Genomic DNA, 12090 nt, shown 5'->3' with positions numbered 1-12090 from the left:
ACGAGGCGCTACCCGATGGCCGAATCGCCGCCGAGCGGATCGGGGCAACCGCAGGATCCGCGCGCGACGAGCGTGGTGGCATGGGTGATCCGGCTCGGCGCGAGTGCGGGATCGGCGATCTTGGCCAGCAACCACTCCACCGCCGAGCGGCCCAGACTTTCGAAGGGCTGACGCATGGTGGTGAGCGCGGGCACCGTGTAGGCGCTGCCCTCGATACCGTCGAAGGCGCAGATCGCCAGGTCCTGCGGTACCCGCAGGCCCAGCTCCGCGGCGGCGCGCAGCACGCCGAGCGCCTGTTCATCGCTGGCCACGAACAGTGCTTCGGGACGGTCCGCGCCCGCCAGCAGTTCCCGGCCCGCACGGTATCCGTGCGCCCGGCCGAACGCCGCATGCACCAGCATGCCGTCCTGCGGACCTTGTCCGGCGTCGGCGAGTGCCCGTCGCCAGCCCGCGACGCGCTCCACCGTCGGGTGCATGCCCGCTAGGCCCGAAATGCATCCGATCCGCGTAAATCCGTGTTCCAGTAGGTGTTTCGTCGCCGTGTAGGCGCCGCCCGCATTGTCGACCAGCACATGCGAGGCGCCCGGCAACTCGATTTCGCGATCCAGCACCAGACGCGGAACGGCCGTCCCGGAGAGTTCGGTGACCCAGCTGCCCGCCCCGTGTGCGGGTGCGACGATCAGCCCGTCCACCTGCCGGTCGATCAGTATCCGGATGTAGGCGGCCTCGCGCTCGTCATTGTCGACGGCATTGCCGAGCAGCAGCACATATCCGGCCTCGAACGCGACATCCTCGATCGCCCTGGCGAGTTCGGCGAAGAAGGGGTTCGAATTGTCCGGCACGACGAGCCCGAGCGTCATCGTCCGCGAGGTCTTCAGCGACCGGGCGACCGCATTCGGCCGATAGCCCAATTCCTTGATGGCGGCGACGATTCGAGCCCGGGTGGCCGGGGCCACGCCGCGCGGCCCGTCATTGAGCACGTAACTGACCATGGCTTCCGACGTCCCCGCCAGTTGCGCCACATCGCGCCGCGTCACCATATCGACCTCAATCAACTCGTGTTGATTGAGGAGTATGCAGTGGATCACACTCCCCCGGCGGCGAATCCGCCGAAAAAGTTTATGGAGATTCCGGGAATGTAGATCGGGGGTGCGACAGGTGCCGCGCAAGATTTTGCGCGGCGATCACATCAGTCCGGTGGGAGCAGATCGGGGCGGCGGTCGCGCGTGCGTTCCAGCGACTGCTCGCGGCGCCAGGCCTCGATCCTGGCATGGTTGCCGGACAGCAGGATGTCCGGGACGTCCAGCTCGCGCCAGGAGACGGGGCGGGTATAGCTGGGGCCTTCGAGGAGACCGTCGGAGAACGAATCCTGTTGGTGCGATTGCTGATTGCCCAGTACGCCGGGGATGAGGCGCACGATCGCCTCGGTCATGACGAGGACCGCGGCCTCGCCGCCGATCAGCACATAGTCGCCGATGCTGACCTCCTCGACGCGTACGCGCCGGGCGGCATCGTCGAAAACGCGCTGATCGATACCCTCGTAGCGGCCACACGCGAAGACCAGATGCTTTTCGGCAGACCAGCTTTCGGCCATGGCCTGGGTGAACGGGCGACCCGCGGGGGTGGGGACCACCAGCAGTGCGTCGTCCGGGCACACCTCGTCCAGGGCGTCGCCCCATACGGTCGGCTTCATGACCATGCCCGGTCCGCCGCCGTACGGGGTGTCGTCCACGGCCTTGTGCACATCGTGCGTCCAGCCGCGCAGATCGTGCACGCCGACCTCCAGGATACCCTTGTCGATTGCCTTGCCCAGCAAGGCGGTTCGCAGCGGCTCCAGGTATTCCGGGAAGATCGTGACGACGTCGATGCGCATCGTGCTCACTCCGGATCCAGCAGGCCTTCGGGCGGGTCGATCACAATCAGGGAGTCTGCGAGGGACACGGTCGGCACCATGGCATTCACGAAGGGCACCAGGATCTCCCGGCCCGCGGGCGGGAAGCCCTCGGCCGCGGTGATCGAAAGCAGTTCTCCCGCAGCGGAATGCAGTACTTCCCGGACCGTGCCCACGAGGGTGCCGTCACCGAGTTGCACGGTGAGGCCTTCGAGTTCGTGGTCGTAGTACTCGTCCGGATCCTGCGAGGGCGGCAGATCGGCGGTGTCGACGACAAAGAGCATGCCGCGCAACCCATCTGCCACGGTGCGATCGTCGAGCCCTTCCAGACGCACGAGAAGCCGGCCCGAATGCTCCCGGGCCGACTCCACTACGTACTGCTGCGTCTGCTTCGCGCGCGGCAACCGGCCCGTGAGGGTGGTGCCGGGCGCGAAACGCAGATCAGGCTCGTCGGTTCGGACTTCTACGACGAGTTCGCCGCGCACACCGTGCGACTTGGCGACCCGACCGACGACAAGTTCCATCTACTGATCCGTGTCGACCACGTCGACGCGAATGCCCTTACCGCCGATACCGGCGACGAGAGTGCGCAGCGCGGTCGCGGTACGTCCACCGCGGCCGATCACCTTGCCCAGATCCTCGGGGTGCACGTGCACCTCGACGGTCCGGCCACGACGGCTGGTGATCAGCTCGACGTGGACATCGTCCGGATTGGCGACGATGCCGCGAACGAGATGTTCGACGGCATCGGCGACGACGGCTGTCATTACTCGGCGGCCGGGGTCTCGGTCGCCTCAGAGGCAGCCTCGGCGGCCTCTTCCTTCTTGGCGGCCTTCTTCTTCGGGGTGACGGCCTCGGCGACCGGCTCGCTGTCAGCGGAAGCCAGCGCGGCGTTGAAGAGGTCCAGCTTGGACGGCTTCGGGGCCTTGACCTTGAGGGTGCCCTCCTGGCCCGGCAGACCCTTGAACTTCTGCCAGTCACCGGTGATCTCCAGCAGACGCTGCACCGGCTCGGTCGGCTGCGCGCCGACGCTCAGCCAGTACTGCGCGCGCTCGGAGTTGACCTCGATGAGCGAGGGCTCTTCCTTGGGCTGGTAGATGCCGATGGACTCGATGGCCCGGCCGTCGCGACGGGTGCGCGCGTCGGCGACCACGATGCGGTACTGGGGGTTGCGGATCTTGCCCATGCGGGTCAGCTTGATGCGAACAGCCATTAGCTGTGCCTTTCGGTGGCGGCCGCCCATGGGGCAGCCTGGTTGGTCACGGCCGCAATTCAGCAGTCCACGCGGGGTGGACCCGGTTTTGCGTTGAGTGTGTGACCGCCGCGCGGAACGTATCCGGAGACGGGCTTCACTGTTCTCGATGAGAACGGTGGTCCATTCTGCCAGAGGGGTCCCGGCGCGAAGAAATCGCCCTCGCCCAGAGCCGGGCTCGCCATGGTTCGGAGACGACACAGCCCACCGGAGCCCGCGCGACTCCGATGGGCTGCCGACCGTTTCCGGCCGCTAGTTGCCGGAGCTACCGGACGTCAGCAGCTTCACGACCAGACCCGCCAGTACGGCAGTCAGGAAGTTCTCGGCAGAACCCATAGGTCATTCTCCTCACCAGATTGGAACTGAAACATGTGAAGCATGACCTATTCACTTCGAGCGCGCAGGCAAATCGCAAGGTCGGCGGCCACCTTTCAGGGAGCCAGTGCGGTGACCAGGCGGGTGGAGACCCAGGGGCCGCCCCACCACATGCGCCAGCCGAGGCTGCGCAGGGTGACGTCGGAGGCGCCCGCGGCTTTGAGCACGGTGTTGTATTCGCGGGTCTTGAAGATGTCGGCGATGACCAGGCGGCCGCCGGGGCGCAGGACGCGGAGGGCCTCGCGGACGGCTCGGGCGCGTAGCTCGGCGGTGGGGATGTTGTGGATGGCGAGACTGGAGACGATCAGGTCGAATTCGCCGTCACCGAAGGGTAATTCGGTCATATCCGCGGTCCGGAGTTCCACTCGGTCGGCTACGCCCTCCGCCACGGCATTGCGGGCGGTGACCTCCTCCGCATTGCCGGACTGGTCGACCGTGCGCCAGAGGTCGATGCCGACCGCACTGCCGCTGGGGAGGCGGCGTGCGGCTGCGAGCAACACCGCACCGCGACCGCACCCCATATCGAGCAGGCGTTCGTCGCCGTGGAGCCGGAGGTCGTCGAGCACCTGCTCCCAGACCTCGAATTTGCCCCGGCGCGTGGAATGTACGTACAGGGCCAGCTGGATGAGCATGACGATGCCGAGGAAGACGAACCAGCCGAGGGCGCCGGCACTGCCGAGGAGTCCGAAAACCACGGCGACCACGAAGAACACGACCGCGAAACCGCCCATCCAGAGGATCTGGGCGGGTGCGTCCACACCGTAGGAACCGTTGCGCTGCGCGGGCGAGACCGTGCTCATACCGCTCACCTTCCGTCATATGGTGTGCCGCAAGACCATTGGACGCTTGGAGCGTGAACCCCGAAACACCCGCTGTCGATGGTATCCGCTCAGCGGTGGCCGGTGACCGGATCGCGCCGGTCGTAGGCGCGGCCGCGGAGCACCACCCAGGACGGTGTGGACAGCACGTGCGGACTGGTGCGCGGATCCTCCTGATAGACGACGAAGTCCGCGGGCGCGCCCGGTTCGATCCCGGTGCGGCCCAGCCACGTCCGGGCATTCCACGAGGATGCGCCGAGGGCATCGTGCGGTGAGAAGCCCGCGCCCATGAGGGCGGTGATCTCGTCGGCGATGCGGCCGTGCGGGATGGAACCGCCCGCATCGGTGCCGGTGTAGATCGGCACGCCGGCCTCGTGCGCCTTCGCGACGGTTTCGCGCGAACGCCGGTGCAGATCACGCATATGGGCGGCGTAGACGGGGAATTTGCCTGCGCTGTCGGCGATTTCGGGGAAGGTGTCGATATTGACGAGGGTGGGCACCAGGGCGGTGCCGTGCGCGACCATCATGCCGATGGTCTCGTCGGTGAGGCCGGTGCCGTGTTCGATGCAGTCGATACCCGCGTCGAGCAGGCCGTAGAGGGCGTCCTCGCCGAAGACGTGCGCGGTGACGCGGGCGCCCTCACGGTGGGCGGCGTCGATGGATTCCTTGAGAATGGTGTCCGACCACAGCGGGGCCAGATCGCCTGCCGAACGGTCGATCCAGTCGCCGACGATCTTGACCCAGCCGTCGCCGCGGCGGGCCTGTTCGGCAATGATCTCCGGCAGATCGCGTTCGTCCTCGAGTTCGATGCCGAGTTCCCGGATATAGCGGCGCGGCCGGGCGATATGGCGGCCCGCGCGAATGATCTTGGGCAGATCCTCGCGGTCGTCGATGAAGCGGGTGTCGATGGGTGAGCCCGCATCACGCAGCAGGAGCGCGCCCGCATCCCGCTCGACCTCGGCCTGGGCGATCGCGCCCGCGGAATCCTCGTCTCCCCCACCGTATTTGATGCCGACGTGGCAGTGCGCGTCCACCAGCCCCGGCACGATCCAGCCCGAGGCGTGCACCGTCTCGGCCTCGGCGACCGGTTCATAGGACAGGACGCCGTCATGAACCCACAGGTCCCGCATATCCCCGTCCGGCAGCACCACTCCGCGAAAATGCAGACGCATGATCAGCCTCCTCGCCACGCCCACCGTGCCTCGACACAAACCCTGCTCCACTACAAACTACTGCGCCCCGCCCCGCAAGAATTCGCGCGGCCTCGCACCCCCCGAACCCGCGAGTCCCCCTATTCGCCCAGCACGGAGATGTCCGCTCGCTCACGACACACCGCCCGGATCGCGGCGACCCCGGCCGCGATGACCGGATGCTCGGCGGAACCCCGGCGCACCGCGACCAGATGCCGCCGAATGGGCACGGGGTCACCCCGCAGCGGCACCCGCACCACCGCCAGCTCCGGCGGGATCAAGGCCAGCCGCGCGATCAGGCTGACCCCGAATCCGTTCGCGACCATTGCCGATACGCCGACGAAATGCACTGCCTGCCCGGCAATTCGAGGGGTGAAACCGGCGGCGGCACAGGCGGCCGACACCACCAGGGAGTGCGTGATCCAATCCCGGCCGGTGATCCACGGCTCCGCGGCCGCCTCGATCAGCTGCACCTGCGAGCGCCCCGCGAGCCGATGTCCGGCCGGAACCAGCAGATCCATCGGTTCCGCGAGCAACGGCCGCTGCTCGAACCGCGGATCGTCCGCACTGGGACTGCCAGGCGCGGGCAGGACCACGGCGATATCGCAGTCCCCGGCCAGCAACAGCTCGAAACAGTGCGTGCTCTCGTCCTCGATCAGCGAAACGCTCAAGCGCGGATGGGTATCCCGCAGCCGCGCCGCCGCCGGAGCCACCACGGCCGCGAGCGCGGTCGGCATGGCGCTCAACCGCAGCCGCCCCGCAATGCCCGCCCGATGCGCAGCCAACTCCGCCCGCGCCAACTCCCCCTGCGCCGCAAGCAGATCCGCATGCCGCAGCAGTGCGAACGCGGCAGGCGTCAACTGCACCCGCCGCCCGACATGCTCCAGCAACTCCACCTCGAAATCCCGCGCCAGCCCCCGCAACTGCTGCGACACCGTCGACGGCGTCAAATGCAGCGCCGCCGCAGCCGCCGTCACCGTCCCCTGCTCCCGCAGCACCCGCAACGACTGCAACCGTGGATCGATCATGTGCACATTCCACACGATTCACTGCGGAATTATTCGATGGACCGCACCTATCGCCCCCGGAAAGACTCGATCACATGACCGGATCAAACGAGCACTGCAACACCTGCGGCTGGCCGACCACCCGGCCCCCGACCACCCTCTCCCGCCACCACACCTCCGAGGGTCTGGTCACCTACACCCGCTGCACCTGCGGCACAGTCCGAATATGGCTGTCCCCCAACACCTTCGACAGCAGCCATCAACTCGGTCCGCGCTGATGACCTAGCGCATCCGGCCGACTGGTCAAGCGATCACCAGGAAGTGGTGGCGGCATCGCCCAAGAAAAGGTCTCCACCAGTTCCTGGTGATCATGAATGCCCGGGTCGGAGGACAATCGGCCGGCCGATGCGGTGCGATGAGCGGATCGGACGCACCTCGGCCCCGTCGAGATCCGACGGGGCCGAGGCGAATTCGAGTGTGGGGCTTACTTCTTGGGGAAGTTCAGCTTGGAGAGGTCGAAGCCTTCCAGGCCCGGGGGGAGTTCGTTGAGGCCGGCGGGGAGGTTGGAGATGTCCGGCATGGCGCCGGGCATGCCGCCGGGGAGGGCGGGCATGCCGGGGAAGCCGCCGCGCATCTTCGGCGGGGTGGGGCCGCGGCCGCCCTTTTTGCCCTTTTTGCCTTTGCCTTTTTTATTGTTGCCGCCGCGTGCGCCGGGGAGGCCGAACTGGCGGCTCATGGCGCCCATCATCTTCTTGGCTTCGAAGAAGCGGTCGACGAGCTGGTTGACCTCGGAGACCGAGACGCCGGAACCGTTCGCGATGCGCAGGCGGCGGGAGGCGTTGATGATCTTCGGGTTGTCGCGCTCGGTGGGCGTCATGCCGCGAATGATGGCCTGCACCCGGTCGAGCTGCTTGTCGTCGACCTGCGCGAGCACATCCTTCATCCCCGCCGCGCCCGGCAGCATGCCGAGCAGATTGCCGATCGGGCCCATCTTGCGGATGGCGAGCATCTGCTCGAGGAAATCCTCGAGGGTGAGCTCGCCGGAGCCCATCTTGCGGGCGGCTTCCTCGGCCTGCTGGGCGTCGTAGACCTGTTCGGCCTGCTCGATCAGGGTGAGCAGATCACCCATGCCGAGAATGCGACTGGCCATGCGGTCCGGGTGGAAGACGTCGAAGTCTTCGAGCTTCTCACCGGTGGAGGCGAAAAGGATGGGGCGCCCGGTGATTTCACGCACCGACAGCGCCGCACCACCGCGGGCGTCACCGTCGAGCTTGGTGAGCACGACACCGGTGAAGCCGACGCCGTCGCGGAAGGCCTCGGCCGTGGTGACCGCGTCCTGACCGATCATGGAGTCCAGGACGAAGAGGATCTCGTCGGGGTTGACGGCGTCGCGAATACCGGAGGCCTGCGTCATGAGCTCGGCATCGATACCGAGGCGACCGGCGGTATCGACGATGACGATGTCGTACTGCTTGGACTTGGCCTCTTCGATACCGCGCCGGGCCACATCCACCGGATCGGCCGCGGAAACACCGAGCGGGTTGTCACCACCGCCGATGGAGGTGCCCGGATTGGGCGCGAAGACCGGCACACCGGCCCGTTCGCCGACCACTTGGAGCTGGGTGACCGCGCCGGGGCGCTGCAGGTCACAGGCGACGAGCAGCGGCTGATGCCCCTGGCCCTTCAGCCATTTCGCGAGCTTGCCCGCGAGCGTGGTCTTACCCGCGCCCTGCAGACCCGCCAGCATGATGACGGTGGGCGGGTTCTTGGCGTACTGCAGTCGCCGGGTCTCACCGCCGAGGATGCCGACAAGCTCCTCGTTGACGATCTTGACGACCTGCTGGGCCGGGTTCAGCGCCGCGGAGACCTCCGCGCCCTTGGCGCGCTCCTTGATCTTGGCGATGAACGTGCGCACCACCGGCAGCGCCACGTCCGCTTCGAGTAGGGCGAGGCGGATCTCGCGGGCGGTCGCATCGATATCGGCCGGTGACAGGCGCCCCTTCCCACGCAGATCCTTGAGGGCACCGGCCAACCGGTCGGAAAGGGATTCGAACACCGATCGCGCTCCTGGTATCTCGGGGACGTCACTCGAGATACCAGGGTAGTGGGATCCGCGGTGAGCTGTTATTCCAGGCTATTCGAGACTGCGCGGGCGCGGCTTCGTGGAGGGGCGCCGGAGGGCGTGCGGCTCACTCGCGACCATGCCGACCGCCTCGCGCGCGGTGAGCCCGAGTTCGAGGGCGAGGCCGTCGAGCGTGATCCATTCGGAGTCTGTCACCGGGGGCATGGTCACCGTCCCGGCAATGGTCATGGCCGTCACCGCCTGCTGACCGGAGAGGGTGCGACCGGGCAGCCAGGAAACCACCCAGCGATCACCGCCTACGCAGCGCGCTATATGCGGGGTCATATCGCTCGTCATCATCGACGCCGAAACAACTTCAATTGCCACCGACCAGCTCCCCTCATACGCGCGACACCATTGGTTGAGGGCGATATTAGGGGGGAACGCGGACCGCCAGATCGGTATTTCAGCAAATTACGTGCAACGATCGGATTAACTGGCAAACGTACGGTTTGCCAGTTAATCAAGCAACCTGGCGAATGGTCAGAAACCCGAGGTTGATCCTATTTCAGTGTCTGATTCGGGCGTTTTCTTCGGTTGTTGCGGAGGCACCACGGAAAGTACCGCCGCTTCGATTTCCGCGCGGCGTTCCGGCGTGTCGGAGGCGCCGAGATCCAGGTAGAACGAGTCCACCACCGCCGCACCGAGGGTGACAACCTTCGCCCACGACACATTTACATCGCATTCCGCGAAAGCGGCTGCCAAACGACTCAGTAAACCGATACGATCCTCCGCGCGCAATTCCAGGAGCACCCGTCCCGGTTCTGCCGTATCCACCCAAATCACGCGCGGCTCCGCCTGTGCGAACGGACTTCGCTGGGTGCCCCCGGCTTCCCGTTCCTTGCGTGCGAGCACCGAAACCAAGTCCAGATCTCCGTTTATCGCCCTGATCAATTCCTGGCGCAGCAGACCCGGATCCGGCGGATCACCGAAACGCGGTGCGACCACAAACGTGTCGATCGCCGAAGCGCCGACGCTCACCAGTTCGGCCGAGAGCACCCGCAGCGAATGCAGGGCCAGGATTCCGGCCGCATCCGAGAGCAGGCCCGCGGTGTCCGGCGCGACCACGGTGACGATATGGGTGTAGCGGCCGTCGCCGGGCTTCAATTCCACGTGCACACCGCCGTTTTCGGCGCGAGCGCGCAGATCGTCCGGTATCGGCTCGGGCTGCGGCAGCTCCTCCCCCGCCATGGACAACCGGCAGCGGCGCACCAGATCGCCGATGAGCGAGGCCTTCCAGTCGTTCCAGACGCCCGGGCCGGTCGCCAGCGAATCGGCCTCGGCCAGCGCGTGCAGCAGTTCCAGCAGCAGCGGATCGCCGTCCAGCGCCTCGACCACCGCCTTCACGGTGTCCGGGTCGGAGATGTCGCGGCGGGTCGCGGTATCGGGCAGCAGCAGGTGCTGGCGCACCATGGCCGAGAGCGTGCGCACATCCGAGGGCCACAGTCCGAGCCGGCGGCCGATGGAGGTGGCCAGCTCCGCGCCGACCACACTGTGATCCTCCGTGCGCCCCTTGCCGATATCGTGCAGCAGCGCACCGATGAGCAGCAGGTCCGGGCGGGCCACGCGGGTGGAGAGCGCACCGGCCTGCGCGACGGCCTCCATGAGGTGACGGTCGACGGTCCAGGTGTGCATGGCATCGCGCGGCGGCAGATCCCGCACCACGCCCCACTCCGGAAAGAGCCTGCCCCACAAACCGGTTCGGTCGAGGGCCTCGATGGCGTCGATAGTGCCGCGGCCCGCACCCAGCAGTACCAGCAGATCGTTGAGCGCCTCCTTGGGCCACGGCTCGCGTAGCTCGGGCGCATCCTCGGAGAGACGGTTCAACGTGGTTGCGGACATGGGCAATCCGGACTGCGCGGAGGCCGCGGCCACCCGCAGTATCAAACCGGGATCCCGCTGCGGCCGCGCATCACGCGCCAGCACCACCTCGCCGGAGTGCTCGACCACCCCCTCATCGAGCGGTCGGCGCACCGGCATGCGGCGCAGGCGGGCGAGTCCGCGGCGCGGCAGGGCGTTTGCGGCAGTCCGCAATCCGACATCGGTCGAATAGCTGACGGTCCGGGCCGCATCGCTGAGCGTGCGGGCCAGATCGAAGCGGTCGCCGATGCGCAGCGCGGCGCCGATCTCATCGGCGTCCTGTGCGCGCAATTGGTCGCGGGCGCGACCGGCGACCCGGTGCAGTTCGGTGCGAACGTCCAGCAGCCGGCGGTGCGCCTGCTTCAGCCCGCCGCCGGGCACATCCGGACCGAGCCCCGGCATGGCATCGGTCAGCTGTGCGATGGCGAGGGCGTCCAGCAGCTGGATGTCCCGCAGTCCGCCGCGGCCGTTCTTCAGATCGGGTTCGGCCCGATGCGCGATCTCTCCGCTACGGCGCCAACGGGTTTCGGCCTGTGCGATGAGCCCGTCGAACCGGGAGCGCACCCCCGAGCGCCAGTCCCGCCGCACGCCGCTGATCAGCAGATTGCTCAGGCCTTCGTCGCCGACGATATGGCGGGCCTCCAGCATGCCGAGCGCGGCGGTCAGATCGTCCGCGGCCACGCGCAGCGCCTGCGGCACCGTGCGCACGCTGTGGTCGAGCTTGATGTGCGCGTCCCACAGCGGATACCAGAGTTGATCGGCGACCTCGGCGACCCGCGCCGGATCGACATCGTCGTAGAGCAGTACCAGATCCAGATCCGAGTACGGGAGCATTTCCCGGCGTCCCAGACCGCCCACCGCGACGATCGCCAGACCGCTGTCGGCGGTGATGCCGACCTCGTGTCCCTTTGTCGTCAGCCATAATTCGTAGAGATCCACCAGCGCCTGGCGCAGCGCCTCGGGTTCCAGGCGGGCCGTGCGGCCGCCGGGGTGCTCGGCGAGCAGTTGGTTTCGAGCCCGGACCAGATCCGAAGCGCCGTTGGAGATCGTCTCCTCGGAGCCCTTCTCGTCGCGTGCCTGCTGGAATCCCACAAACCCACCACCCATCTCATTCAGTTCGTCATTCCGGCTGCGGCCCGGAACTTTCAACTCTGCCCGAACACGGCGACGGCCCCGTCCCCTCCGGTCCTCATCCGGCGGGGAGCGGGGCCGCCGCTCGCTCGATCCCTGTAGTGCTAGAGAGCGTCGGACCCGCGCTCACCGGTGCGAACCCGGATGATGGCCTCGACCGGGGTGACCCAGACCTTGCCGTCACCGATCTTGCCGGTGCGGGCGGCCTCGACGATGACCTCGACGACCTTCTCGACGGAGGCATCGTCCACGACTACCTCGACCCGGACCTTCGGGACGAAGTCGACGGAGTACTCCGCACCGCGGTAGACCTCGGTGTGGCCCTTCTGACGACCGTAGCCCTGCACTTCGCTGACAGTCATACCGAGCACGCCTGCCTGCTCCAGCCCGGTCTTGACATCCTCGAGCGTGAACGGTTTGACGATTGCAGTGATCAGTTTCATT

Annotated in this window: 13 protein-coding genes; 1 reads left to right on the top strand and 12 read right to left on the bottom strand. The window is 67.3% G+C overall.

What is annotated here, in order from left to right:
- Positions 1-8 precede the first annotated feature (8 nt).
- The 8 genes from OG326_RS12500 to OG326_RS12465 form a co-directional block, all read right to left on the bottom strand.
- Positions 9-1055, bottom strand: coding sequence for a LacI family DNA-binding transcriptional regulator (locus OG326_RS12500; RefSeq protein WP_327144796.1), 1047 nt, complete (start codon positions 1053-1055; stop codon positions 9-11).
- 134 nt (positions 1056-1189) lie between these two features.
- Complete coding sequence (gene trmD / locus OG326_RS12495) at positions 1190-1873, bottom strand: tRNA (guanosine(37)-N1)-methyltransferase TrmD (RefSeq protein WP_327146454.1); 684 nt, start codon at positions 1871-1873, stop codon at positions 1190-1192.
- A gap of 5 nt (positions 1874-1878) precedes the next feature.
- Positions 1879-2415, bottom strand: coding sequence for a ribosome maturation factor RimM (rimM, locus tag OG326_RS12490; RefSeq protein WP_327144795.1), 537 nt, complete (start codon positions 2413-2415; stop codon positions 1879-1881).
- The gene (locus tag OG326_RS12485; protein WP_067827290.1) at positions 2416-2658 is read right to left on the bottom strand and encodes an RNA-binding protein; all 243 of its coding nucleotides are present in this window, start codon (positions 2656-2658) and stop codon (positions 2416-2418) included.
- Complete coding sequence (gene rpsP / locus OG326_RS12480) at positions 2658-3104, bottom strand: 30S ribosomal protein S16 (RefSeq protein ID WP_327144794.1); 447 nt, start codon at positions 3102-3104, stop codon at positions 2658-2660. The genes OG326_RS12485 and rpsP overlap by 1 nt, the downstream gene beginning before the upstream one ends.
- A 470-nt stretch (positions 3105-3574) precedes the next feature.
- The gene (locus tag OG326_RS12475) at positions 3575-4318 is read right to left on the bottom strand and encodes a class I SAM-dependent methyltransferase (protein WP_442790950.1); all 744 of its coding nucleotides are present in this window, start codon (positions 4316-4318) and stop codon (positions 3575-3577) included.
- 89 nt (positions 4319-4407) lie between these two features.
- Positions 4408-5511, bottom strand: coding sequence for an amidohydrolase family protein (locus OG326_RS12470; RefSeq protein WP_442791027.1), 1104 nt, complete (start codon positions 5509-5511; stop codon positions 4408-4410).
- Positions 5512-5627: 116 nt separating this feature from the next.
- The gene (locus OG326_RS12465; protein ID WP_327144792.1) at positions 5628-6554 is read right to left on the bottom strand and encodes a LysR family transcriptional regulator; all 927 of its coding nucleotides are present in this window, start codon (positions 6552-6554) and stop codon (positions 5628-5630) included.
- Positions 6555-6628: 74 nt separating this feature from the next.
- Between OG326_RS12465 and OG326_RS12460 the strand changes: the two genes are divergently transcribed.
- On the top strand, positions 6629-6811 hold the full coding sequence (locus OG326_RS12460; protein ID WP_327144791.1) for a hypothetical protein: 183 nt from the start codon (positions 6629-6631) through the stop codon (positions 6809-6811).
- Positions 6812-7017: 206 nt separating this feature from the next.
- Here OG326_RS12460 and ffh read toward each other — a convergent pair whose 3' ends face one another.
- The 4 genes from ffh to OG326_RS12440 all read right to left on the bottom strand — a co-directional run bounded on the left by ffh (position 7018) and on the right by OG326_RS12440 (position 12089).
- On the bottom strand, positions 7018-8589 hold the full coding sequence (gene ffh, locus OG326_RS12455) for a signal recognition particle protein (protein ID WP_327144790.1): 1572 nt from the start codon (positions 8587-8589) through the stop codon (positions 7018-7020).
- 78 nt (positions 8590-8667) lie between these two features.
- Positions 8668-8982: a hypothetical protein gene (locus OG326_RS12450; RefSeq protein WP_327144789.1), complete on the bottom strand. Its 315-nt coding sequence runs from the start codon at positions 8980-8982 to the stop codon at positions 8668-8670.
- Between the two features lie 156 nt (positions 8983-9138).
- On the bottom strand, positions 9139-11622 hold the full coding sequence (locus OG326_RS12445; protein ID WP_442790949.1) for a [protein-PII] uridylyltransferase: 2484 nt from the start codon (positions 11620-11622) through the stop codon (positions 9139-9141).
- 128 nt (positions 11623-11750) lie between these two features.
- Entirely contained in the window at positions 11751-12089 is a 339-nt protein-coding gene (locus OG326_RS12440) for a P-II family nitrogen regulator (RefSeq protein WP_297628039.1), read from the bottom strand.
- Position 12090 lies beyond the last annotated feature (1 nt).

The organism is Nocardia sp. NBC_01327, from assembly GCF_035958815.1.
GTDB lineage: Bacteria > Actinomycetota > Actinomycetes > Mycobacteriales > Mycobacteriaceae > Nocardia.
Note: the sequence above shows the minus strand (reverse complement) of the source record. Positions and strands in the feature narration are given on the sequence as shown.